This is a genomic window from Rossellomorea sp. GCM10028870 (assembly GCF_042666755.1).
Classification (GTDB): domain Bacteria; phylum Bacillota; class Bacilli; order Bacillales; family Bacillaceae_B; genus Rossellomorea.
In genome coordinates, this window is sequence record NZ_JBHTGN010000001.1 from 126,497 (window position 1) to 152,308 (window position 25,812).

At 42.5% G+C, this 25,812-nt stretch carries 22 protein-coding genes; 16 read left to right on the plus strand and 6 right to left on the minus strand.

Annotated elements, in window-relative coordinates; translation table 11 throughout:
- Positions 1-47: 47 nt before the first annotated feature.
- Both ACFQWC_RS00680 and ACFQWC_RS00685 read left to right on the plus strand, forming a co-directional pair.
- The gene (locus ACFQWC_RS00680; protein ID WP_341356708.1) at positions 48-896 is read left to right on the plus strand and encodes an alpha/beta fold hydrolase; all 849 of its coding nucleotides are present in this window, start codon (positions 48-50) and stop codon (positions 894-896) included.
- A 16-nt stretch (positions 897-912) separates the two neighbouring features.
- The gene (locus ACFQWC_RS00685) at positions 913-1,776 is read left to right on the plus strand and encodes a phosphotransferase family protein (protein WP_299738997.1); all 864 of its coding nucleotides are present in this window, start codon (positions 913-915) and stop codon (positions 1,774-1,776) included.
- A 120-nt stretch (positions 1,777-1,896) separates the two neighbouring features.
- Here ACFQWC_RS00685 and ACFQWC_RS00690 read toward each other — a convergent pair whose 3' ends face one another.
- Together ACFQWC_RS00690 and ACFQWC_RS00695 are read right to left on the minus strand one after the other, a co-directional pair.
- Entirely contained in the window at positions 1,897-2,913 is a 1,017-nt protein-coding gene (locus tag ACFQWC_RS00690; RefSeq protein ID WP_299738996.1) for a DUF4179 domain-containing protein, read from the minus strand.
- Entirely contained in the window at positions 2,910-3,473 is a 564-nt protein-coding gene (locus ACFQWC_RS00695; protein WP_377105635.1) for a sigma-70 family RNA polymerase sigma factor, read from the minus strand. Before ACFQWC_RS00695 ends, ACFQWC_RS00690 begins: the two co-directional genes overlap by 4 nt.
- A gap of 302 nt (positions 3,474-3,775) precedes the next feature.
- Here ACFQWC_RS00695 and ACFQWC_RS00700 point away from each other — a divergent pair, with 302 nt between their 5' ends.
- Positions 3,776-4,564, plus strand: coding sequence for a hypothetical protein (locus ACFQWC_RS00700; RefSeq protein ID WP_299738994.1), 789 nt, complete (start codon positions 3,776-3,778; stop codon positions 4,562-4,564).
- Positions 4,565-4,566: 2 nt separating this feature from the next.
- The gene (locus tag ACFQWC_RS00705) at positions 4,567-5,028 is read left to right on the plus strand and encodes a hypothetical protein (protein ID WP_299739660.1); all 462 of its coding nucleotides are present in this window, start codon (positions 4,567-4,569) and stop codon (positions 5,026-5,028) included.
- Between the two features lie 424 nt (positions 5,029-5,452).
- Here ACFQWC_RS00705 and ytrI read toward each other — a convergent pair whose 3' ends face one another.
- Together ytrI and ytrH are read right to left on the minus strand one after the other, a co-directional pair.
- Positions 5,453-5,956 (minus strand): sporulation membrane protein YtrI, encoded by a 504-nt coding sequence (ytrI, locus tag ACFQWC_RS00710; RefSeq protein ID WP_299738993.1) that lies wholly within the window; start codon positions 5,954-5,956, stop codon positions 5,453-5,455.
- A complete protein-coding gene (gene ytrH, locus ACFQWC_RS00715; RefSeq protein ID WP_044339284.1) occupies positions 5,953-6,288 on the minus strand; it encodes a sporulation membrane protein YtrH in 336 nt (111 codons plus the stop codon). The genes ytrI and ytrH overlap by 4 nt, the downstream gene beginning before the upstream one ends.
- Positions 6,289-6,425: 137 nt before the next feature.
- Here ytrH and dnaE point away from each other — a divergent pair, with 137 nt between their 5' ends.
- The 8 genes from dnaE to ACFQWC_RS00755 all read left to right on the plus strand — a co-directional run bounded on the left by dnaE (position 6,426) and on the right by ACFQWC_RS00755 (position 17,675).
- Complete coding sequence (gene dnaE / locus ACFQWC_RS00720; RefSeq protein ID WP_377105638.1) at positions 6,426-9,782, plus strand: DNA polymerase III subunit alpha; 3,357 nt, start codon at positions 6,426-6,428, stop codon at positions 9,780-9,782.
- A gap of 161 nt (positions 9,783-9,943) precedes the next feature.
- Entirely contained in the window at positions 9,944-11,182 is a 1,239-nt protein-coding gene (gene ystJ, locus ACFQWC_RS00725) for an NADP-dependent malic enzyme (protein WP_299738991.1), read from the plus strand.
- Positions 11,183-11,250: 68 nt separating this feature from the next.
- Positions 11,251-11,838, plus strand: a complete 588-nt coding sequence (locus tag ACFQWC_RS00730) for a FadR/GntR family transcriptional regulator (RefSeq protein WP_377107195.1) — start codon at positions 11,251-11,253, stop codon at positions 11,836-11,838.
- A 165-nt stretch (positions 11,839-12,003) separates the two neighbouring features.
- Positions 12,004-12,873, plus strand: coding sequence for an acetyl-CoA carboxylase, carboxyltransferase subunit beta (gene accD / locus ACFQWC_RS00735; protein ID WP_113969601.1), 870 nt, complete (start codon positions 12,004-12,006; stop codon positions 12,871-12,873).
- A complete protein-coding gene (gene accA, locus ACFQWC_RS00740; RefSeq protein WP_299738989.1) occupies positions 12,867-13,847 on the plus strand; it encodes an acetyl-CoA carboxylase carboxyl transferase subunit alpha in 981 nt (326 codons plus the stop codon). The genes accD and accA overlap by 7 nt, the downstream gene beginning before the upstream one ends.
- A 342-nt stretch (positions 13,848-14,189) precedes the next feature.
- Complete coding sequence (pfkA, locus tag ACFQWC_RS00745; protein WP_299738988.1) at positions 14,190-15,149, plus strand: 6-phosphofructokinase; 960 nt, start codon at positions 14,190-14,192, stop codon at positions 15,147-15,149.
- 30 nt (positions 15,150-15,179) lie between these two features.
- Positions 15,180-16,940, plus strand: coding sequence for a pyruvate kinase (gene pyk, locus ACFQWC_RS00750; RefSeq protein ID WP_299738987.1), 1,761 nt, complete (start codon positions 15,180-15,182; stop codon positions 16,938-16,940).
- Positions 16,941-17,288: 348 nt separating this feature from the next.
- Positions 17,289-17,675 (plus strand): FxsA family protein, encoded by a 387-nt coding sequence (locus tag ACFQWC_RS00755; protein ID WP_044339278.1) that lies wholly within the window; start codon positions 17,289-17,291, stop codon positions 17,673-17,675.
- A 34-nt stretch (positions 17,676-17,709) separates the two neighbouring features.
- Here the strand turns inward: ACFQWC_RS00755 and ytvI are convergent, their stop codons facing one another.
- Positions 17,710-18,816, minus strand: coding sequence for a sporulation integral membrane protein YtvI (gene ytvI / locus ACFQWC_RS00760; RefSeq protein ID WP_299738986.1), 1,107 nt, complete (start codon positions 18,814-18,816; stop codon positions 17,710-17,712).
- 157 nt (positions 18,817-18,973) lie between these two features.
- Here ytvI and ACFQWC_RS00765 point away from each other — a divergent pair, with 157 nt between their 5' ends.
- The 4 genes from ACFQWC_RS00765 to mdh all read left to right on the plus strand — a co-directional run bounded on the left by ACFQWC_RS00765 (position 18,974) and on the right by mdh (position 23,454).
- Positions 18,974-19,432: a DUF441 domain-containing protein gene (locus tag ACFQWC_RS00765; protein WP_299738985.1), complete on the plus strand. Its 459-nt coding sequence runs from the start codon at positions 18,974-18,976 to the stop codon at positions 19,430-19,432.
- Positions 19,433-19,921: 489 nt separating this feature from the next.
- Positions 19,922-21,040, plus strand: coding sequence for a citrate synthase (citZ, locus tag ACFQWC_RS00770; protein ID WP_299738984.1), 1,119 nt, complete (start codon positions 19,922-19,924; stop codon positions 21,038-21,040).
- A gap of 123 nt (positions 21,041-21,163) precedes the next feature.
- Positions 21,164-22,435 carry an NADP-dependent isocitrate dehydrogenase gene (gene icd, locus ACFQWC_RS00775; protein ID WP_299738983.1) on the plus strand — a complete coding sequence of 424 codons (1,272 nt, stop codon included), beginning with the start codon at positions 21,164-21,166 and terminating at the stop codon, positions 22,433-22,435.
- A gap of 80 nt (positions 22,436-22,515) precedes the next feature.
- Positions 22,516-23,454, plus strand: coding sequence for a malate dehydrogenase (mdh, locus tag ACFQWC_RS00780; protein ID WP_044339272.1), 939 nt, complete (start codon positions 22,516-22,518; stop codon positions 23,452-23,454).
- Between the two features lie 568 nt (positions 23,455-24,022).
- Here mdh and ACFQWC_RS00785 read toward each other — a convergent pair.
- Complete coding sequence (locus tag ACFQWC_RS00785; RefSeq protein ID WP_299738981.1) at positions 24,023-25,003, minus strand: SDR family oxidoreductase; 981 nt, start codon at positions 25,001-25,003, stop codon at positions 24,023-24,025.
- Between the last annotated feature and the right edge of the window lie 809 nt (positions 25,004-25,812).

Here is a 25,812-nt window from a genome sequence, read left to right on the forward strand (position 1 = left end):
CGGATCAGGTGAGACCTTTTTAAAAGTATAAAAAGAGGGGTGTAGAGATGAAAAAATGGGAAAGAAAATTACTGCATACAACTCGTGGAGTATTTGAAGTTTTTATCAAAGGACAGGGAGATCCCCTATGTGTCACACACCATTATTCTGAGTTCAATCATACTGGAGACTATTTTGCAGAGGCGTTCACAGGAACCAACCAGGTCTTCTTGATCAACTTGCGGGAAGCAGGGGGCTCTGACAAAGCAACTGAATCATATCAGCTGAGTATGCTGGAAACCATATTTGATCTGGAATCGGTACGGGAAGAGTTAGGGTTTCGTCAGTGGGGATTTGCCGGTCATTCTACTGGAGGGATGTTGGGCGTCCTCTACGGAATTCACTTCTCAAAAAATCTGGATTTCACTGTGATTGTCGGGGCGGCTGCGAGAGAGTATATGACCTTTTCGGAAGACTGCATCTACAACAAAGCACACCCTGATTTTGACAGGATGCAGGAGTTGATTGAAACACTGAAGCAACCGAATTTACCACTTGAAAAAAGAAAAGAGCTTTCAGTGGAAAGGACGAAATTGTCATTATATAAACCTGAAAAATATAGTGAACTTTTTTCGCTTGATATTCATAAAGGGATGTCTGCCGCAAGAATGAACTTTTTTATTCGTGAACTACAAGTGTATGATATCACAAGAAAACTGGAGTTTATTTCAGTCCCCACGTTAGTCATGTGTGGGAGATATGATGTCCAATGTCCATTAAAGTACTCGATTGAAATGGCTGAAGGTATACCGGATTCCAGATTGATCATCTTTGAGAAGAGTAACCACTACCCGTTTCTTGAAGAGGCAGAGCGGTTTGCAGAGGAGTATGAGTTGTTTTGGAAGAATAGGAAATAGAGGAGGCAGATATATAGTGCCCATCCATGAAAAGAGAATAAGAGAAGTCTACCCTGAGTTTGAGATTACTCACAGTGAAGTGAATGAAATCGGTCAGAATAATGATGTTCTCATTGTTAACCATTCCATCGTGTTCCGATTCCCCAAGTACATGGAAGGGATCAGGAAGTTGAAGAAAGAAACGGGCGTATTGGAAAGTATAAAGGGAAACCTCTCATTGCCGGTCCCATACCCCCTTTACCAATCCATGGAGCCCGCAGAAGTGGGGAAAGTGTTTACCGGATACAGGTTGATTGAGGGTGATCCTTTATGGCCAGGGGTTTTTAAAGAGTATGAAGAACATAGTCTTAAAATCGCTTCCCAATTGGTGAAATTTTTGACTGAATTGCACTCCCGGCCTGTCGAAGATTTAGAGGTTGAAAAGAACAGCATCGATGATATTCGGAGCTCGATTGAAGATTTATACGAAAGATTCAGAGAGAAACTCTTTCCCCATATGAATGTGAAAGCTAAGCTGGAAGTCAGCCGGCACTTCGATTCGTTCTTATCCAAAAATGAACTTCTGGATTTCAAACCGGTCCTCACACATGGAGACTTTGGTGCATCGAATATTCTCTGGAATAGGGAAAGAAATGAAGTATCCGGAATCATCGATTTTGGTGAATCGGAAGTGGGCGATCCCGCTTATGACTTTGCAGGACTATTATCCAGTTACGGCGAACCTTTCGTCAGAAGGTGCCTGGAGATGTATCAGAATGGGGACCGGATTTTTGCCAGAATGAACTTTTACCGGGGTACATTTGCGTTGCAGGAAGCACTCCATGGAGTTGAGAATGACGACCCGGAAGCATTTGAGAGTGGGATGAAGGGATACAGGTAACGCTTATGGATGAAATAGTATCAAGATTGATTCAATCCGATATCGGGACGCTGTAATCCTTTGAAAATAAATAGATCCCCTATTAAAGTCCTTCAACTTCGATAGGGGAAGAAGAAATTATTATTCTAAATCAATGATAATGGGTTCGAGTTCCATTTCAGTATGATCTTTCCCGGACCCCAGACTGGCAATTTCCACGGGTTTGATGATGAGTTTAGTTGCACCTTCTTGAATGGTACTGAATGTTGTTGTGCCTTCCAATGTTTTGCCATTATCCGCTGAAAAGCCTCCGCCCCCCGTTCCATCCAGGTAGACATGGCCCAGGTCGTCCGTCACTTTGAATACCGGTGAAACTTCCGGCCACTCCAGGAGAAGTGTGTCTGTGACCACCTGTTCATAGGCGATCACTGTTGAAACATCGGTAAGCTCAACTGATTTTAATGTAAAGTGAATATCGTTCGTTTTAACGGTTTCGTTTACGAGCCTGACGTCTCCTACCAGTCGTTTTAAGGAAAAGGCGAATGACCATTCTCCATGGACCTTTACATCATTCGACGTGCTGTAAAGCGTCTGTGGTTCCCATGTGATATCCACCTTTTCCGGAAAGTCCCCGCCTTTAAAGCTCGGCGTGATGGTAGACAAACCGACATAGCGATTAGGGCCGATCTTCGTGATTTCACTACTCCCGCCGCTTCCATTCGAACCTGCGATGTCGAACCAATGTGCCCCGCTGTTCATGCCTTCCCCGAAGTCTTTATCCGTTTCAATCGCATAGGAGACCGTTATATTCGTTCCGTCATACACGGCATTATCGATCATGACGGTCACCCCGTTGCTCATCTCAGCCAGACCGATATCCGTCGAGAACTCGTCGAATTCTTTGCCTGCCTCGTCATTACTGAAATACTGTATGACATCATCCATGAAGGGAACCTGCGATGCCAAGGAAGGGTAGGCATAACCCGCAGCAGTGGAGATTCCGATCAGCATAACGGATGCCACAGCGATATTCCTCCATGCGTGCTTATTTTCGAGCTTCTTCAGTACATGCTGTTTCACGCGCTTTTTTTCCAACTCTGTCACTTCTTCAAGTTCAAGTGACTCTATATCTAAATCCATCCATTCCTTCATGCTCATACCAGCCGCTCCTTTAATTTCACATTCGACGCTAACTTTTTCTTTCCGCGGTATAAACGGTTATCCACTGCCGCTTTCGAAAGGTTTAATTGATCTGCAATTTCCTTGTTCGTTAAATCTAAATAATATTTCATCATGAAAATATCCCGGTCCAGGTCCTCAAGCTGGCTGATCGCCGCTAATAATTCATTTTTTTCTTCCCGCTGCAATACGGAGGTATCGGTTGCGAGAGAACTTCCTTTTTGAAGTAGGGATTCGTCCGTTTGTTCACGTGCGTTGCGCTTCTCTGCCTGCCGGTATCGGTCGATTGCTTTATACTTTGTGATCATCCCAATCCATTTTTTGAAGTCCTCAGGTTCTCCTTTAAACTGATGGGCATTTTGCCAGACGGTCAGGAACACATCGTTGATACATTCATCGATATCAAGTCGATTTCTGTTGTGCAAAATCTTTTTGGCAATGGTTTTCGCGAGTGGCATGTAAGCATCGATAATGTACTCCAATGCATCCTCTTTTTTCTTTTTTAACCTGATGATGAAATTGGTCGGTGAACTTTTCATTTACTTCGCTCCTTATATGGTTGAAAGGCCTTTACATGATGTACAACGAATGGATGTTGGAGTTATTCTCATGTTTTTTATTGAATGATTGGATTTTTCACTATGAGTGCAGCCCTAATAAGAATTAATTTAAATGTAAAAAGGGGATTTCACTATCATCAGTATATATGTATTTATTGCGATTGAGCTCGTCTTGAAAGGTATGTTTTTTTCGAATCCAGTATTTAAGGAAACAGTTATCATAAATATTCAAAAGTATGGAAAAATAAAGGTATTATTTAATTTTTGGGGATGGGCTCTTATTGGATAACTATACGAACGATAACACTGCAAGGAGATATACCGCTCATGTCAGTATACTTGGAACAACCCAAATCCATTTAAGGAATCCGTACATCATTGCATGGTGGTCAGTGTCTTTTCCCGGGTTTGGCCATTTATTACTTTCTAAGTATATAAGAGGATACCTTTTGTTAACTTGGGAAGTCGTGATAAACCTGAAAGCACATGTCAATCTGGCCATGATTTATTCTTTCCAGGGGAACGTACCTATGGCAAAAGAAGTATTGGATACCCGCTGGCTCTTGATTTATATTCCAGTCTACATCTTTGCGATCTGGGATAGTTACCGCACGACCGTGGATTTGAATAACGTTTATATTCTCTCTGAACGTGAGGATCACAAAATAAACACCTTTAGTATCGCGGCATTGGAAATGAATTATTTGGATAAAAGAACCCCCTTCTTAGCAGCATTATGGTCTTTATTTATGCCTGGGTTGGGGCAGCTTTACATTCATCGGATCGTGACAGCACTTGTCGTAATCGTTTGGAGTGTTGTGTTCTTTTACTACTCTCACATGTTGGAAGGAGTATCCTTGCTTTTTATTGGGGAAATCGAAAGAGCTACTGAGGTATTGAATCCTGAGTGGTTGCTGATGTTTCCCTCCCTATATGGGTTTGCTATAGTCGATGCCTATATGAACACAGTCGAAAATAATAAACTTTATCAGAAAGAACAGAGGCGTTTTTTAAAAGAACATTATCAAAAAAGAACATTTCACATTCTGAAAGGAAAAAAACGTATATGACCATGCAATTGTTTTCAACTTTCGAAAATCATATCTTTTTAGAAATTGCTATCGCAAACTTAGAGAAAATAGGGATAAAAAAGGAAGATATATATGCAGTCCCACTTGATAATCGGAAAGAAAGCAGGAAACTATTTGATACGTTGCACCGGTCCGACGGATTATCCCTTATTGATATTGCGATGCCTCTGGCCACAGCATCTGCTGTCGTTACGGCTAGCATCGGTTTTGAACTGAAGTGGGGTCCCATCTATTGGGGGTTAATAGGTGCAATTGGAGGGTTTGTGGTTGGACTGGTGATCCGGTTGTTCCTTGTCTCTTTCAAAAATCGGGGAAAGCATAGATTAAAGGGGAAGCAATCTGAAGTCATTCTCATTGTGGAGTGTGACGAAACAAAATCTCAGATTGTAGAGAAAATCCTTTGGGAGCATCTTGCTTTAGGACTAGCGAAAGTCATAAAGTAAAAGTCTATCTTTCAATTTTTTCAACTAAAGGCCAGGTGATCCCCATGAATCGAGCCTGTCTTTGTTATAGGCACCAAGCGTTTTGATCATTTTATTGGAAGATACAGAGGGGGGAGAGGAACGTGAGGTGAATTTGGCTAATCTTGGAAATTGGCGCAATTAACACTGAAAATGATGCAATCAAGCCCTCTTTTGACGCAATTCCTAAAATAACGACGCAATAAATTGAATTTTGACGCAATCACAGCCTCAAATGACGCAATCAAGTAAAAAGGGAGATAGAAAATACCACCAAATGCGTATCGAATAGGGATACCGACAAGCAAATGACCGCTCTAGATGCCGGTTTCACTATTAAAGTGCACGAATTCAACAAAAAAGAACCTGTCATCCATCCGACAGGTTCACAACAAAACTAAGCTCATCACTCCTCATACCTCAACTCCAACGTAATCTGTGTAGTCGTATAAAAGTACATCTCCCGCACTTTCAAATTAAAGGACTTGTCATTCAATTTAACGGTTTTATTTTCAATGATCTTCTTGATGAGTTCCTTATTCCCGTACACCGTTTCTAAGTCTTTGGTCAAAAGGCTCCGCAAATCCTCGCTCAACCGGTCCTCTGTTTCGTGTATACTGAGTAATTCCACTTTTGTTTTCGTATTGTTGATGATCTTTACTTTGACTTCCTGGATGGTGAGTTCGTCTTCGTTTTCGTTGTTTAATTGTTTGTATTCTTCTTGAAGATAGGAGAGGGTGTTTTTCAGTTTGCTAATGTCATGTTTTTGTTCTTCTATCTTCTGCGCTTGCTTCTCATGCATGGTTCCGAACATGAATAAGAAGATCATCCAGCTGATGATTCCGCCTACAACCATTCCTGCAAAGAATCGCTGCCAGGAAGGAAGCCGGTAAAAGGGTGGGATTCTCATGACGGCATATGCTCCTGTGTGAGCCATGAAATGATCATGGCAGCGGTGTTAGCTCCTCCTAAAGCGGAAAGAATCAATAGGAATTGTTTGAAGAGTTCTTTCGTTTCTCCATTCAGAAAGCCTTTTTCAAAGCTGTAAACCGTATCGAAAGTGCCGCCGATCGCCGCGATGATGGCCCAGATGCGCAGGAAATCGGAAAGTCGTCTCATTTCAATGAATAAAGGCTGCCCCATGGCGAAGGAGGCCAGCCCGCCAAGAAGGGAGCCCCCCAGCAGTACCCCCATAGCAATAAAGAAGCTTTTGAATAATTCCGGAAAGAAAGCTTCTGCCATTTCATCATCTCCATCTATTACGTGTCTTTACGATAACTATATGGGATTAGGGGACAAGATATGAGGGAGAACATATTTTCTTTTTTGCGGTTTCTTACCTATAATAAAGGTATATTGAGAAAAAGGTTGTGCATAACATGTCATTTGTTCATTTACAGGTAGCGAGTGCCTATAGTCTCTTGTCTAGCACGATTTCGATAAATGGACTAGTACATAAAGCGAAGAATTCAGGGTTTAAAGCACTGGCTTTAACCGATAAAAATATGATGTATGCCGCCATCCCTTTTTATAAGGCGTGTTTAAAAGAAAATATAAAACCGATCATCGGGTTGACCGCTGATATTTTAACAGAAGACGAAGAAAGGTCCTATCCGCTTGTTCTCCTCGTGAAAAATCAGACGGGCTATCAAAATCTGTTAAAGATTTCGAGTGCGATCGGGGCAAAGTCCAAAAATGGGATTCCGTTGAAGTGGCTCGGATCCTATAGTGAGGGATTAATCGCGATCACTCCAGGAGTGAAAGGGGAGATTGAAACCCTTTTGCTGGAAAATGAAACAGAACAAGCGATAAAGTGCATTCAAACGTTCCAAAGCATGTTCGGTAAACATTCATTTTATTTGAGCCTTCAAAAGCATGGCATCCCGGCTGAAGAAGAACTCATCCCCTTATTAAAGAAGGCGGCAGACGAAACGGGTGCCGGAATCGTCGCTACCAATGATGTTCAATATCTTGACCAGGAGGATCATTTTGCCCATGAGTGCATGAGTGCGATCCGGGACGGAGTGAAGCTTTCTGAAGATGACCGGGACGTGTTGGGTTCACAGGAGTATTACTTCAAGTCCAAAGAGCAGATGGTGGATTTGTTTTCTGATCATGTCACGGAACTCGAAAACACGATGAAAATTGCCGATCAGTGCCACCTGACAATCCCTTTCCATCAACAGCTCCTGCCGAAATATCCCCTGCCTGAGGGAGTGTCCGCCCTTCAGGAATTGACCCATCTTTGTGAAAAGGGGTTGAGTGAGAGGGTAGAAACGGTTTCGGATGAGTACATAGAACGATTGGATTATGAGCTTGAAGTCATCGGCAGGATGGGATTCAGCGATTACTTCCTGATTGTTTGGGATTTTATGAAGTTTGCGAAGGAAAGAAAGATCCTGACGGGACCTGGAAGGGGATCGGTAGCGGGTTCCTTGGTATCGTACGCATTGAGGATTACAGATGTGGACCCGATCGAGCATCATTTGCTGTTTGAACGATTTTTGAATCCTGATCGGGTGTCGATGCCAGATATTGATATCGATTTTCCCGATCACCGGCGGGACGAGGTGATCGAGTATGTGGAAGGGAAGTATGGGAGCCTTCATGTTGCTCAGATCATTACGTTCGGGACCTTTGCTGCAAAGGCGGCCATGCGTGATACAGGTCGTGTATTCGGCTTGAATATGAAGGAGCAGGAGCAAGTATCCAAGCTTGTTCCCAATCAGTTGGGTATCACGCTTAAGGAAGCCTATGAAAAGTCTAAGGGATTCCGGGAATTTGTGACAAGCTCTGATCATTACAAGAAGTTATTCGAGACGGCATGTAAACTCGAAGGACTTCCGAGACACACGTCCACCCATGCTGCGGGAGTCGTGATGAGTGAAGCCCCGCTAGTGCAGTGGGTACCCATCCAGGGCAGTGCATCCGGTATTCACTTGACTCAGTTTTCTATGGACATACTGGAAGAAATCGGATTGTTAAAAATGGATTTTCTGGGACTCCGTAATCTAAGTATTTTAGAGAGAATTGTGAAGAACGTCCAAATGGGAACAAATAAATCCTTCTCACTGGACTCGATTCCCATGGATGATCCAAAAACCTTTGAATTGCTGAGTAAAGGACAGACCAATGGAATTTTCCAGCTTGAATCAGAAGGAATGCGAAATGTATTAAAGAGATTGAAGCCTAATTCTTTTGAAGATATTGTGGCCGTTAACGCATTATACCGTCCAGGCCCGATGGAAAACATCCCGACGTATATCAAGCGGAAACATGGGGGCGAGAAAGTGGAATATCCTTTGCCTGACTTAAAGCCGATCCTTGAAATGACCTACGGCGTCATTGTATATCAGGAACAAATCATGCAAATTGCTTCGAAAATGGCCGGCTTCTCACTTGGAGAAGCAGATTTGCTCAGAAGAGCGGTTTCGAAGAAGAAAAAGGATGTCCTCAATCAGGAGCGGGAGCATTTTGTTTCCGGTTCGACTCGAAAAGGTTATACCGAAGAAGTGGCGCATACGATCTATGATCTTATTGTGAGATTCGCAGATTATGGATTCAACCGGTCGCATGCCGTCGCGTATAGTATGATCGCCTATCAACTGGCCTATCTAAAAGCGCATTATCCTGCTTTTTTCATCTCTTCCCTCTTAACATCTGTAGTGGGAAATGAGACGAAGGTGGCTCAATACATTAGGGAAGCAAAGCTTTATGACCTTGAGATTTTACCTCCTTCCATTAATACGAGTCAGTTTGTTTTTACTGTGGAAGGAAAGAATCGCATCCGTTATAGCCTGGGGGCAATTAAGGGAATAGGAGCGGCAGCTTTAAAGGAAATCATTCGTGCGAGAAAAGAAAAGCCATTTCAGGACCTGTTTGATTTTTGCATGAGGGTTTCTTCCAAAAGCATCAACCGTAAAATCCTCGAAAACCTGGTGTTGGCAGGGGCTTTCGATGAATTTGAAGTAGATCGGGCTATTCTCCTTGCGAGCCTGGATGTGGCGGCTCAACATGCTGAACTGGTGAACCCTGAAGATGATCCTGATTTGTTTCATGAAGAAGAGGCCTTCCTCTTGAAGCCTAAATACGTGGAAGTGGAGGCTATGACGATTGATACCATGCTTCAATTCGAGAAGCAGGTACTGGGGCTATACTTATCCAATCATCCCGTTTCTTCTCATCGTCCCCTGTTTGATCAGTGTGGACTGCAGCAGATAGCCGATCTTCAGAAAGGTTCGAAAATCACATTTGGCGGTTATATTATGGGAGTGAAATCCATCCGGACCAAAAAGGGAGAAGTGATGGCATTCCTTGAAATAGGTGATGAAAGTGGGGAAATCGAAGCAGTGGTGTTCCCAAATGTGTATCGCCATAACATGACGCTTCTGAAAGAAGGGAACATCCTCCTGTTTGGCGGTAACGTGGAAGATCGCAATGATAAGCTACAGTTCATTGTGAATCACCTCGAAACCATGCAAGAGGCAGAAAGGAAAGTGAAAGAAAGGGATCAGAAGCTATATTTGAAAATTGCCAGGGAGCAGGATGAAGAGGCGTGCATGCAGCACATCCACCAGACCATTAAACGGTTTAAAGGGAAGAACCCGGTGATCGTTTATTATGAACGTGAAAAAAAGAGCATTCAGCTTCCAGACAATTTACGCGTGATTCCGTCTGTAGAGGCAATACGTGAATTACATCAAATTCTTGGTAAAGCAAATGTGATATTGCAATAACATACTTTACTAATACCATTATTTATATTATTGTTTAATAGAAAAAGGTGGTCTGACCACCTCTGAACTTATCATTTTTATTATACATTTTACATTTAGAAGATTCGTCTAAGTACGGATCGATCCATAGCATGTAAAACAATCAGAAGGAGTGAGTCAATTTGTCATTACGTGAAGAAGCTCTGCATATGCATCGAGTGAATAAAGGGAAATTAGAATCAAAATCCAAGGTGGAAGTCCGAAATGCGGATGACCTGAGCCTGGCTTACTCCCCCGGGGTAGCCGAACCTTGTAAGGTTATTTATGACAAGCCTGAAACGGTTTACGATTATACGATGAAAGGGAATATGGTGGCCGTTGTTTCAGATGGCACAGCTGTTTTAGGGCTGGGAAATATCGGACCGGAAGCTGCCCTGCCTGTTATGGAAGGAAAAGCGGTTCTATTTAAGAGCTTTGCAGGGGTAGATGCGTTCCCAATCTGTTTGAACACAACGGATGTGGACAAGATTGTAGAAACGGTGAAACTTCTTGAGCCTACATTTGGCGGAGTGAATCTTGAAGACATTGCGGCTCCAAATTGCTTTGAAATCGAAGAACGTTTGAAAAAAGAGACGAATATTCCTGTGTTTCACGATGATCAGCATGGTACGGCAATTGTTACCGTAGCGGGCCTTGTGAACGCTCTTAAAATCGTCGGGAAGAAGATGTCTGAAATCAAAGTAGTGGCAAATGGAGCTGGAGCTGCCGGCATGGCGATCATTAAGCTTCTTTACCGCTATGGAGTGAGAGATATCATCATGTGTGATTCCAAAGGAGCGATTTACGAAGGCCGTCCTGAAGGAATGAACGCCATTAAGGACGAAGTGGCGAAGTTTACCAATAAGGATCACATCAAAGGCGGACTGACAGAAGTATTAAAAGATGCAGACGTATTTATCGGTGTATCTGTTGCAGGGGCATTAACGGAAGAAATGGTTGCTTCCATGAAGAAGGATCCAATCATCTTCGCCATGGCCAATCCTGTTCCGGAAATTATGCCGGCGCTTGCTAAAGCGGCTGGAGCTAAAGTGGTGGGAACCGGTCGATCCGATTTTCCTAACCAGGTGAATAATGTTCTGGCATTCCCGGGTATTTTCCGCGGGGCACTGGATGTCCGCGCCACTCATATCAATGAGAAAATGAAGCAGGCTGCGGTTGAGGCGATTGCGTCGTTAATCAGTGAAGATGAGTTGAATGAAGACTATGTCATTCCTGCACCGTTCGATAAGCGTGTAGCACCTGCCGTAGCGGCTGCGGTTGCAAAGACAGCCATGGAGACGGGAGTGGCCCGTCTGAAAGTGGATCCTGAAGAAATCCGTAAAAAAACGGAAGATTTAGCGGTTATCGGGAAGAGTGAATGATGACGGAAGTGAACTCTCTCCATACTCACGCTAAGGTATATATTGGAATTGTTCACCAACTACGAGAAATGATATCGAAGGATGGCCTTCAGCCAGGCGACAAAATCCCATCTGAAAGAGAACTGTCGGAACGGTTGAACGTTGGGCGTTCTTCAGTCAGGGAAGCATTACGAGCCCTGGAATTATTGGGATTGATTGAAACCAAAAGAGGCGAAGGAACCTTTTTAAGAGACTTTCGGGACCATCATCTGATCGATCTTCTGGGCATGTTCATCCTGCAGGATCATAAGGCTCAGGAAGATATACTCTACACGAAAATGATGATTGAGAAGGAAGCGCTGAAAGATCTGTTTATTGAAGAAAAGAAGATGGCAGCACTTCTGGAAACAGCTGCAAAAGCTGAAAGCCTGGATGATGTGTTCAGGGACATCGTGATGATGAGCGCCAATCATTTGGCTCAACGGATCTGGAATATCCTGAATGATTTTGAAACATTGATTTGTGGCGAAATCAAGATAACGGATCAAATGAGAGAAGAGATTACCCGAATGCTTCAAGGAATAGAAAGACAAGATAAAGAGACTGTGCAAGAGACGTATAAAAGGGTCAGGGAAATTGTCGATAAAGATGCGACAATTTCCAACATCTTTTTTTAAACCTTTCCATTAAACTGATAGTCAAGCAGTTTTATATCGTGCATTTACTACTAGAAACGAAAGCGGCAGCTGGTCCCTGGGAAATTGATTTTTTAGCATTTATTCTCTTCATTTTTTCCTTCAGAAGACGTACAAGCTACTGTAATTAGTTAAGGAGGTTTCACCTTGCTTAAGGAACTTTTTAATAAATCCAAAAAGAAAAAATATGCAACGATCCCTTCTGAAGCGGCTAAACATGACGTTCCGGAAGGCATCATGACCAAATGTCCTGATTGCAAAAAAATCATGTACACAAAAGAACTTCAAAAAAACTTAAAGGTGTGCATTCATTGCGGATACCATCATGGGATGAGCTCACCAGAGAGAGTCGATAGTTTTATAGATGAAGGTACGTTCAAAGAGCTTGACCATGACCTTACATCCGGTAATCCTTTGAACTTTCCTGATTATGAGGGGAAAGTGGAAAAGGACCGTAAAAAGACGGGTATGAATGAAGCCGTGTTAACCGGGTCCGGAAAGGTGAATGGAATCGAAGTCGTCACTGCCATCATGGATTCCCGTTTCAGAATGGGGAGTATGGGCTCTGTGGTAGGAGAGAAAATCACGAGAGCCATCGAAGAAGCCGACAAACGAAAAGTACCATTCATTATCTTCACGGCATCTGGAGGCGCGAGAATGCAGGAAGGTGTCCTTTCCTTGATGCAGATGGCCAAAACCAGTGTGGCCCTTAATCGATTGAGCGAGAATGGGGGACTCTTCATCTCCATCATGACGCACCCAACGACAGGCGGGGTATCCGCAAGTTTTGCTTCCGTTGGGGACTATAACTTTGCTGAGCCCGGAGCCCTTATCGGCTTCGCAGGCAGAAGGATCATTGAGCAAACCATCAGGGAAGACTTGCCGGAAGACTTCCAAACATCCGAATTTTTATTGAAGCATGGTCAACTTGACGGAGTCATCTCGAGACTCGAGTTAAAAGAGAAAATCGGGACAGTACTTGATATACATCAGTGGGACGGTGATCTGCCATGGTAAATGAGATGGAATTTGAAAAGCCTGTAGTTGAGCTCAAGAAAAAAATAGCCGAGCTTAAGGAATTCACTCAGAATTCGGACGTGGACTTATCGAAAGAAATCGAAAAGCTCGAGTCGCGTCTGGGAAAACTTGAAAATGACATTTATGAAAATATGAAGCCGTGGGAAAGAGTGCAAGTTGCCCGTCATCCCAATCGCCCGACAACGCTTGATTATATCGGGTATCTCTTTACTGACTTCATCGAAATGCATGGAGACCGTCTGTATGGGGATGACGAAGCCATTGTTTCAGGCGTAGGGAAATTTCATGGGGTACCGGTTACCATCATCGGGCACCAAAGAGGGAAAGATACGAAAGAAAATATTCGCCGGAACTTTGGAATGCCTCATCCGGAAGGATATCGAAAGGCCTTACGCTTGATGAAGCAAGCGGACAAGTTCAATCGTCCGATCATCTGCTTTATTGATACAAAGGGTGCGTATCCCGGTAAAGCAGCAGAGGAAAGGGGTCAAAGTGAAGCCATTGCAAGAAATCTTGTGGAAATGGCGGGATTGACCGTTCCTGTCATCTGCATGGTCATCGGTGAAGGTGGTAGTGGAGGTGCCCTGGCACTGGGAGTCGGAAACCATATTCATATGCTTGAAAACTCCACTTACTCCGTTATATCACCTGAAGGGGCAGCGGCCATTCTGTGGAAGGATTCCACTCAAGCGAAACGAGCTGCTGAATCCATGAAGATCACTGCACCGGATTTAAAGGAGCTTGGGATCATTGATGAAATCGTCACGGAAGTTAAAGGCGGTGCTCATAAAGATGTCGAAGAGCAAGCACAATATATCAATGATGTATTGATAGCCTCCCTGAAAGAATTAATTCCCATGAAGAAAGAAGAATTGATTCAGCACCGATATGAGAAATTTAAAGCGATGGGTGAATATTCTGTTTTAAATGATTTAATTGGGGTAAAATCATAAGGAACGATGGACTGACAAATAGGAATAACCTTTTGTCAGTCTTTTTTCATTAATTTTCCTTTAAATCAAGATTTGTGACGATATTTTGAAGCTTTTAACAATTAAAACGCTTCCATTTTATAGATTATTTCGTCTTTTGCATTTCGTTAGCGTAACTTGTTGAGAACCTTGAATCTTCATGTTATTTTAGAAATAATCCATAGTCTATTGGTCCATAATAATGTAATGAATGAAACAGGATAGATTGTTCCGTTTTCCTTTTCTCAGATATATGTGAAACCATTAACAAGTTTGTACCATTCATTTACATAAAAAGGCATATTTCTTAATGAGGTGATCGTAGTGAAAAAGATTGGTGTATTAACAAGTGGTGGAGATTCACCAGGTATGAATGCAGCCGTTCGTGCGGTTGTACGTAAAGCCATTTTCCTTGATATAGAAGTGTACGGTATTTATCAAGGGTATAACGGATTGATTAACGGAAACATCAAGAAGCTTGAACTTGGTTCCGTTGGTGACATTATTCATCGTGGAGGTACGATGCTGTATACAGCTCGTTGCGAAGAATTCAAAACAAAAGAAGGTCAGCAAAAAGGCATACAACAATTAGAAAAGCATGGAATTGAAGGTCTTGTTGTCATTGGTGGAGATGGATCTTACCAAGGAGCAAAAGCTTTAACGGAATGGGGATATCCATGTGTCGGTGTACCGGGAACGATCGATAATGACATACCGGGAACTGAATATACAATCGGATTCGATACAGCCCTGAACACGGTCATCGATGCGATTGATAAGATTCGCGACACGGCAACCTCACATGAAAGAACCTTCATCATCGAAGTAATGGGTCGCAATGCGGGGGATCTTGCCCTGTGGTCCGGTCTTGCAGGCGGAGCAGAAACCATCCTGATCCCTGAAGAGAAATTCGATCTTGACGATGTAGTGACTCGTCTTAAAAAAGGTCAGGAGCGTGGGAAGAAGCACAGTGTGATCATTGTGGCAGAAGGTGTCATGTCGGCAAATGAATTTGCTAATCGTTTCACTGAAGCGACTGGAATGGATACCCGGGTCTCTGTATTGGGTCATATTCAGCGTGGGGGAACACCAACTGCATCAGACCGCGTGCTAGCAAGCCGTTTAGGTGCACGTGCAGTAGAGCTTTTGATTGATGGAAAAGGCGGAAGAGCAGTAGGAATTGAGAAAAATCAACTAGTTGATTACGATATTATTGAAGCACTTGCCAAGCCACATCAAATTGACTTGGATATGTACAGACTTTCCAAAGAGCTTTCAATCTAAATTGTTGTAAGATTTCAGGAGGTAAAGAAAATGAGAAAAACGAAAATAGTATGTACCATTGGTCCTGCAAGTGAGAGTGTAGAAAAGTTATCTCAATTAATCGAAGCCGGAATGAACGTTTCCCGCTTAAACTTTTCACACGGTGACCACGAAGAGCATGGGCAGAGAATCGTCAATATCCGTGAAGCAGCAGAAAAAGCCGGGAAAACAGTCGGGATCCTTCTCGATACAAAAGGTCCTGAAATCCGTACGAATAATATGGAAGATGGTGCAATCGAATTAACTCAAGGTTCAAACGTCATCGTTTCCATGAATGAAGTACTGGGAACAACTGAGAAATTCTCCGTTACATACGAAGGATTAATCGATGATGTTCATGTTGGTTCAAAAATTCTTTTAGACGATGGTCTGATCGGATTGGAAGTAACGGAAATCGATAAAGCGAATGGCGAGATTCATACGTATGTTGCCAACAGCGGTGTTTTAAAGAATAAAAAAGGTGTAAACGTACCGGGAGTTTCCGTAAACCTTCCAGGGATTACGGATAAAGATGCAAAGGATATCGTATTCGGTATTGGGCAGGGCGTTGACTTTATTGCGGCATCATTCGTTCGCCGTGCATCTGATGTACTTGAAATTCGTCAATTATTGGAAGAACACAACGCTTCTCACATTCAAATCATCCCTAAGATCGAGAATCAAGAGGGTGTAGATAATATCAATGAAATCCTCGAAGTATCAGACGGATTGATGGTGGCTCGTGGAGATCTTGGTGTGGAAATCCCTGCTGAAGAAGTACCATTGGTTCAGAAGATGTTGATCAAGAAATGTAACTCACTAGGTAAGCCTGTCATCACGGCAACTCAAATGCTTGATTCCATGCAGCGCAACCCTAGACCGACAAGAGCGGAAGCAAGTGACGTAGCCAATGCAATCTTCGATGGTACAGATGCGATCATGCTTTCTGGAGAAACTGCTGCAGGTACGTATCCTGTAGAAGCGGTCCAAACGATGCATAACATTGCTTCAAGAGCAGAAACGGCACTGGATTTCAATGAAATCCTATCGGCACGCAGTAAAGACAGTGAGCATAATATGACAGATGCCATCGGTCAATCTGTAGCTCACACGGCCCTTAACCTTGATGTAAATGCGATTGTGGCTCCAACGGAAAGTGGACATACAGCACGCATGATTTCTAAATACCGTCCTAAAGCCCCAATCGTAGCAGTAACGGGAACAGATTCCGTATCACGCCGATTGGCACTTGTCTGGGGTGTTTACCCTACTGTCGGACGTAAAGTGACGACTACGGACGAAATGCTTGATATGGCTGTAGAAGAAAGCGTCAATTCAGGCATGACGAAGCATGGAGATCGTATTATCATCACAGCAGGTGTTCCGATTGGTGAGTCAGGAACAACAAATCTGATGAAAATCCATGTGGTAGGCGATATCGTGGCAAAAGGCCAAGGAATCGGCCGTAGATCTGCTTACGGTAAAGCGGTTGTGGCAACTACTGCAGAAGAAGCCGTTAAGAACACTCAGCCGGGAAATGTTCTTGTTACGATCGGAACAGATAAAGAAATGATGCCGGCCCTGGAAAAATGCTCGGCTCTTATCGTAGAAGAGGGCGGTTTAACAAGCCATGCAGCAGTAGTAGGGATTAATCTAGGAATCCCTGTCGTTGTTGGTGTAGACAATGCCACTTCTCTATTCTCAAATGGCCAGGAAATTACAGTAGATGCCACTCGCGGTGTCATCTATAACGGTCATGCCAGCGTACTATAAGAAATGAATGAAAGCCGGAGTCTTATGTGGACTCCGGCTTTTTTTGGCTAAATAAGTAGGCTATCCTGACTGTGTTGACAGGTGTTCACAATTTGGCACAAGTTTTGTTGAAAGTGGCACAAGTTTAGCTCAAAGTGGCACAAGTTAGATGGAAAATGCCCCAGCAACCGGCGAAAATGCCACAACAAACGCCAATAATTCCGCAACAATCCCCAAACTATAATCTTTTTCACATCCAATGGCTTAAACATGCTGTCTTTCTCTAAGACAATCCTCACATAATACCTTGAAATTCTTAATATGTTATAATAGAAAGTAATAAGGATTAAATGTATGGAGGAATCCCTCATGAGATATATCTTGTTATTGTTAATTATCGTGCCCGCATTGGAAATTGGGTTGCTGGTTCTTTCCGGACAAGCGTTTGGCTTGATCCCGACTGTTTTACTGATCATTACAACAGGAATTTTGGGAGCTTATTTAGCAAAGAAGCAAGGAATGGAAACGCTACGGAAAGCGCAGCAGGATATGCAGTACGGTCAGCTACCGGGTGACGCGATCATAGATGGGTTATGCATCCTGGTTGGAGGGGTCGTTCTATTGACGCCTGGTTTTATTACCGATGCGATCGGATTCCTGCTATTACTTCCACCAACCCGTAAAATGTTTAAACCGTTCATTTATAAGCTATTCAAACGCTGGATTAATAATGGAAATGTGATTATTTACAGATAATAAAAAAAGCACTGCTCGGTAGCAGTGCTTTTTCCTATTTTACACCCATGATAAACTTCCACGTATCTTCAAAAACCCCGGCTCTTTTTAGAGTGGATAGAATGACTAATACAACAGGCCCAACGATTAAACCTAGAAACCCGATTAGCTTAAAGCCGACAAAGAGAGCAATCAGAGTGGCGAGAGGATCGAGTCCGATGCTTGATGACAGTACTTTCGGCTCCATGATTTGACGCTGAACCACGACAACCAGATAGAGAACGGATAAACCGATGCCTAATCCGACGTTTCCTGTAATAAATTCATATATGATCCAGGGAACGAAAACCGCTCCAGTCCCTAGATAGGGTAGAATATCAACGAGACCTGTGACGAGCGCAATGGTGATCGCGTAATCTACTCTCAGAATGATCAATCCGATTAAGACGATGATCGCCGTAATCGATATGAGGGTAAACTGAGCCCTGATAAATCCGAATAGCGCCCTTTTTAGATCAATAAATACTTTTCTGCCGCTGCTCATGGCTTTACCGGGAATGACTTTCTCTGCTTTAGCAGATAATGTATACCAGTCCTTACTAATAAAGAATGTCGCTAAGGCTGCAAAAATCAGTACGGATGCCGCATTTGGGATCCAAGAAATTAACTGAGGCAATTTGGTGAAAAAGTTTTGCAGGAAATCCCCTGCTGATGTGGCGATTTTCGTTCCGGCATTCTGGACATTCTCTAATATGGTGTCCTGTTGTCCGGCATCAAGGTTCTTGAATAAACCTGCCAGCTGGTTGTATAGTGGAATGACTTGGCCTACGACGATATCCTCGGCATATTTGACTAAGGTCTGCACATGCTTAGGGAGCTCTTCAGCTAAATAATTCGCACCGGAAACAATCTCAGCAATCAGTAAGGTGATAAGCCCAACAAAGATTGCAACAATCAATATGAGAGACAAAGCAACAGCCCATATCCTCGGAAGCCATCTTTCAAGCCAATTCACCAGAGGATTGATCAGCAGTGCGATAGCAATGGCGATGATAAACGGATAAGCAAGTTTCCATATGTAATAGAATGAAATCAATGAGAGTATAACGATAGCTAAAACGATCAAGAACCGAATCGTTCGATAAACATATTCTACATTCAACGGCTTCCCTCCTACCCGATCTTCTACTTCTATTTTAAAGGAGACAGGAAATGAAAGGAAGTTTAATTTAAAGAGGCTGCTCATTTTTATAGAGAATCCTAAAAGTTGATATGGTAGGATAATGATTGGATTTATGATAGGGAGGAAGAGTATTCATATGTCACAGCCATTCATGTTTTTACTGCTCTTACTGGGAATAGGCTTTATTGCCAAAAACCAATCCATTATTATAGCCGTAGCATTTTTAATCATTCTTAAGCTGGCAGGCCTCGATGAAAAGGTGTTTGCGACCATTCAGTCCAAGGGGATTAACTGGGGGGTCACCATTATTACGATTGCTGTATTGGCACCGATCGCTACAGGTGAAATCGGATTTAAAGATCTTTATGATTCATTAAAGTCACCCTATGCGTGGATTGCTCTTGCTTCCGGAATGGCGGTGGCCTTAATTGCGAAGAGTGGATTGACACTGTTGGAAGACGATCCCCATATTACGACAGCTCTTGTACTCGGAACCGTCCTGGCGGTGGCGTTCTTTAAGGCTGTAGCCGTCGGACCGTTGATTGGAGCAGGAATTGCATACCTCGCGATGAAATTATATGAGTTCTTTTTATAAGATCATCCGTGCCGGGTGAAGCGTACACTACCCGGCCTCAATTGCAGGAAATCGGATTAACTTCTTATGAGAAATAAACACTTAACTGAATAGCTATGAATTTGATTATACATTTTCTGCATCTATCCGTCCTTTTTATGCAGGCTTATAAATATCTTGAAATGCTTGTACTCTCTCACTTTATGACCTCCCGCTTACATGGTTTATTTTTCTAGAAAAATAATTTTTATAGAAATTAGTGCGTTTTCATTCACAAAAGTCAGATAATTGTTTATAATAGGAAATGTAAGCGCATCCCAAGCTCGATCAAGTAGAACTTTCACTACGGAAGAGCCGGGAATCATTTTTTGTATAGGGATTGAGCAAACGCTCAACGTCTTATTTATGTTCTTTTTAAACAAGCCTACTGACTTATTTCATAGTCTTGTAGGGTTTTATGCTCATATGAAAATGGGTAAAGAGAAATACTTAACAAAAGGAGAGGTTATTATGACAGCAACTCGCGGATTAGAAGGAGTTGTAGCAACGACATCGTCCATCAGTTCGATCATTGACGATACACTTACATATGTGGGCTACAACATCGATGATTTAGCAAACAATGCCAGCTTTGAAGAGGTTATTTACCTGTTATGGCATCTGAAACTGCCTACATCATCAGAACTTCAGGAATTTACAGAGCTGTTAGCAGCTAACGCTGAACTGCCTAAGGAAGTTATCGAGCATTTCAAGATGTACAACATCAAGGAAGTTCATCCTATGGCCGCTTTACGTTCTGCTGTATCTTTACTTGGATTATATGATGATAAAGCAGATGTAATGGACGAAAAGGAAAACTATTTAAAAGCTGTTCGACTACAAGCGAAGATCCCTACGATCGTAACGAGCTTTTCACGGATCCGCAACGGACAAGATCCGATTGCTCCTCGCAAAGATTTAGGATTCGCTGCTAATTTCCTATATATGTTAACAGGTAAAGATCCTGAGCCGGTTGAGATCGAGGCTTTCAATAAAGCACTTGTTCTTCATGCGGATCACGAGTTAAACGCTTCCACATTCACTGCACGTGTTTGTGTCGCTACTCTTTCTGATGTGTATTCAGGCGTCACTGCTGCCATCGGTGCTTTAAAAGGACCGTTGCACGGTGGAGCAAACGAGCAGGTAATGAAGATGCTTACTGAAATCGGTTCAGTTGATAAAGCAGAATCCTACATCCTGGACAAATTAGAGAAAAAAGAAAAAATCATGGGCTTCGGTCACCGTGTTTACCGTCAAGGAGACCCACGTGCCAAGCACCTTAAAGAAATGTCCAAAAAATTAACTGAATTAACTGGACAAAGTGAATACTACGAAATGTCCGTTAAGGTAGAAGATGTATTTACATCCAATAAAGGCTTACCGCCTAATGTTGATTTCTATTCGGCATCTGTTTATCACAGCTTAGGCATCGACCACGACTTATTTACGCCGATCTTCGCTGTAAGCCGTGTGTCCGGCTGGTTAGCTCATATTCTTGAGCAGTATTCAAACAACCGCCTGATCCGCCCTCGTGCTGATTATGTAGGGCCTGGCAAGCAGGAATATGTGCCTGTAGAACAAAGAGGTTAATCATCAATATTTACAAACAGTGAAAATATTGGTGTAATATTAAATAAGGGAGGGGACTGACTCTAAATGCATAAGGCACTTATGGGTCATCCCCTTTGATAATGAATAAATGGAGGTTACATAATGACACAAGGTGAAAAAATTACAAACCAGAACGGGCAGCTTAATGTGCCAAACAATCCAATCGTACCATTCATTGAAGGAGACGGAACGGGTCCTGATATTTGGGCGGCAGCTCAACGCGTTTTAGATGCTTCTGTTGAAAAAGCATATAAAGGTGAACGCAAAATCTCATGGAAAGAAGTATATGCCGGAGAAAAAGCATTCAACAAAACGGGTGAGTGGCTTCCAAACGATACACTTGAAGCAATCCGTGAGTATTTTATCGCCATCAAAGGTCCACTTACGACTCCTGTCGGCGGCGGAATCCGTTCATTGAACGTTGCACTTCGCCAGGAATTAGACCTGTTCACATGCCTTCGTCCAGTACGCTACTTCGAAGGTGTTCCTTCACCGGTTAAGCGCCCTGAAGACACTGACATGGTCATCTTCCGTGAAAACACAGAAGATATCTATGCAGGGATCGAGTACGCTAAAGGTTCTGATGAAGTGAAAAAGTTAATCAGCTTCCTTCAAGATGAAATGGGTGTGAACAAAATCCGTTTCCCTGAAACATCTGGTATCGGTATCAAGCCTGTTTCTGAAGAAGGAACAAGCCGTCTTGTACGTGCTGCGATCAATTACGCGATCACTGAAGGCCGTAAATCAGTAACGCTTGTTCACAAAGGGAACATCATGAAGTTCACTGAAGGAGCTTTTAAAAACTGGGGTTACGAGCTTGCTGAGAAAGAATTCGGCGATAAAGTATTCACTTGGGCTCAATATGACAAGATCAAGGAAGCTGACGGATTGGAAGCGGCTAACAAAGCTCAATCTGAAGCTGAAGCAGCAGGTAAGATCATCGTGAAGGATTCAATCGCTGATATCTTCCTACAACAAATCCTTACTCGTCCAGCTGAGTTTGATGTTGTAGCAACAATGAACTTAAACGGCGATTACATCTCTGATGCACTTGCAGCTCAAGTTGGCGGTATCGGAATCGCGCCTGGTGCAAACATCAACTACGAATCAGGACATGCAATCTTTGAGGCGACTCATGGAACAGCTCCTAAATATGCAGGTATGGATAAAGTAAATCCATCTTCTGTTATCCTTTCAGGTGTCCTAATGCTTGAGCACCTTGGTTGGACAGAAGCTGCTAACCTGATCACAAAATCAATGGAAAAAACAATCGCTTCTAAAGTGGTAACATATGACTTCGCCCGTCTAATGGATGGAGCAACAGAAGTGAAATGTTCTGAGTTCGGTTCTGCTTTAATCGAGAACATGGAGTAATTTTAATTTGAAATTGGGTGGGGTGCTTCGTACTGGAGCACTCCTTCCTTTACATAATGACACGAATGGGAGGAATTATGATGGCAATTAAACGTAGAAAAGTATCTGTTATCGGTGGGGGATTCACAGGGGCGACCACAGCATTGATGCTCGCTCAGAAAGAGCTTGGAGATGTTGTACTGGTTGATATTCCTCAAAATGAAGACCCAACGAAAGGGAAAGCGCTGGATATGCTGGAAGCGAGCCCTGTACAGGGATTTGATTCAAACATCATCGGTACTTCCAATTACGAGGATACAAAGGATTCGGATATCGTTGTAATCACTGCCGGGATTGCCCGTAAGCCAGGAATGAGCCGCGATGATCTGGTTCAAACCAATCAAAAGGTCATGAAATCGGTCACGCAGCAAATCGTTAAGTATTCTCCAGATTGCTACATCATCGTTCTGACAAACCCGGTGGATGCTATGACGTATACAGTATTCAAGGAGTCCGGATTCCCTAAGGAGCGCGTAATCGGGCAATCAGGCGTTCTGGATACAGCCCGTTTCCGTACGTTTGTCGCACAAGAGTTAAACCTTTCGGTAAAAGATATTACTGGCTTCGTTCTTGGCGGTCACGGGGATGACATGGTTCCTCTTATTCGTTACTCATACGCTGGAGGAATTCCTCTGGAAACATTAATCCCTAAAGACCGTTTAGACGCAATCGTCGAGCGCACACGTAAAGGTGGAGGGGAGATTGTGGGCCTTCTGGGTAACGGCAGTGCTTATTATGCCCCTGCTGCTTCACTTGTTCAAATGGTAGAGGCAATCCTTAAAGATCAACGCCGTGTGATCCCAGCCATCGCATATCTGGAAGGTGAATACGGTTTCGAAGGTATCTACCTTGGTGTTCCAACCATCCTTGGTGGAAATGGTCTGGAAAAAATCATTGAACTTGAACTAACCGAAGAAGAGAAAGCTGCACTCTCCAACTCCGCAGACGCTGTTAAAAACGTCATGTCTTCTTTGGCTTAATACACAATCAATTCAAAACTGGCTTCCATGTAGGAGGCCAGTTTTTTTGGTAAAAGAAGTGACCGTTAAAAAACCTTGTTGTATGATTCACAACAGGGTTTTTTTATTCAACAAACGGGCCATTTATTGGAACAACTCTTTACACTTGTTTTGTTATTTTCTGGTATGATTCTTTTGGGGAGATTCATTCATTGTGAGTGCTTCACTTAAGAAAGAGAAAGAGAAAGAGAAAGAGAAAGAGAAAGAGAAAGAGAAAGAGACTGGGACAAAACTAGTTTCTTATTATTTTTTAGTGGATGAATTGAAAGTTAGCATAATTGCGAACCCTAAGCGAAATGTTAAATGGATTATCACACGGTGTATAGAAGCTTTTTGTATGTTATTACTAGATTATTGGATAATTAAGCTCGTAACTTGGGTAGCAATAGTATGGTGGTCTAAGTCCTATTTTAGACATTGGCCAGGAATCCTCCATATAGACCATCTTTACTTTTTCATTTGAATGGTTTACTAGCAATAGCTTTACTTCTGGATTAAATTCATATCTCAAAATGGTAACTCCCTTCCATTAGGAATGTGTGGATTCTCCCCCATCAACATGAAGGACTTGACCAGTAACAAAACGAGAATCATCAGAAGCAAGATAGACAAAGGTTGGTGCAAGTTCAAATGGATGGGCAACTCGTTCCATTGGATTAAACGCTCCATATACAGCTACTTGGTCTGACGAGAAACTTGCTGAAATAAGCGGGGTCCAAATTCGGCCGGGGGCGACCGCATTGACTCGAATCCCTTGCTTCACGACATTATTAGCCAATGCACGTGTCCAACCAACTATTGCGCCTTTTGTGGCTGTGTAATCAATCATTTGCTGCTCACCTACATACGTTACCACTGAAGAAGTGCCAATGATTGAGCTGCCTGGTTTTAAATGAGGAAGCGCTGCTCTTGTTGTGTAAAAATGAGAGTATATATTAACTTTGAAGGTATCATCGAATTGCTCATCTGTAATGTCAAGCAGACTTAGTTGTTGGAATTGGATACCAACGTGGTTACAAAGAATATCTAGACGTCCAAACGTATTTACTGTTTGTTCTACAATGGAGATACACTGTTGTTTGTCTCGCAAGTCACCAGGCATTAGTAAACAACGTTGTCCGAGTTGTTCAATCCTCGTTTTTGTTCTATTTGCATCCTCATGTTCATCTAAGTATGAAATAGCAACATCTGCGCCTTCTTTAGCAAACGCAATTGCTACTGCTGCACCAATACCACTGTCACCCCCTGTAATAAGTGCTACTTTTCCTGTTAACTTTCCACTCCCTTTATAGTTCGGGTTTTCGATAATTGGAAGGGGGACCATTAATTTTTCCACTCCGGGGTGACGCAGCTGGCGCTGTTCAGGTAAACTTATAGGAATTTCTTCGTAACGTGTGATTTTCCCATAGTTAGGGTACATGGGATAAGGTTGAGTTTTCATGTTCGCTTTAAACATTTGTTGCATTTGCTTTATTTGGTCTAATTGACGACTTTGATCCTTTTGATCCATAGAAACCTCCCATAGAAATAATTTTCTTCTAGGGAATGTATATGTTGTTCACTACAAATAAAGTAATTAAAGTGTGAAAAAAGTTGTTTGCTTTCAACACAGAAGCGTATTCTACCTCCTTTTTTTACTGAACTGACCTTTAGGAAAAGGAGCTTACTCAACATTCTACCCCTTGATAGTGGTAAGAGCTTCGAAGAAAATTTGCTTGTTCATCCATATAAGTTCAAAGTACCTACAACTTGGAAAGATGAGCGAGGCAACCCCCCGCTCAAAAGCGATACACCACTTTGGAAGTGAAAGATAAGGATTCTAATTCGGTTTTTAAAGCAGAATCTTGGTTTTGAAAAGTGTAATTATAAACCAGATATTACTATGTTAAAAATGATGTATAAATGGACAAGAGATTTTGAGAGGGATAGGGCAAATTTTGAAGCAAGGTTAGATCAATATAGAAATAAAGTGATTATAATACCAGATACTAAAAGCATAGCTTCTACTTTGCATTTGATGCATACTAATCGTACAGGCTAAATAAGAGGAGATTTTTTATAAGAAATATTCAACTAACGGGGCAATAAGCGAAGATCAGCCAACTTGTTCCCAAGCCATTGCCTCTTCAATTATTGGGCAGCATAGTTGAACAAACTTTATAGCTCTGTTCATCGACTTATTACTATCAATCACCAAACTCATTGAACAGAGCATAACCGCAGAGTCAGTAGCAAAATAGTAAACGAAGAGAATCCTCTTAAAAATAACCACCCCATGCGTAAAAACTCTTTGTATGGAAACCCTATAAATGTTAAAAT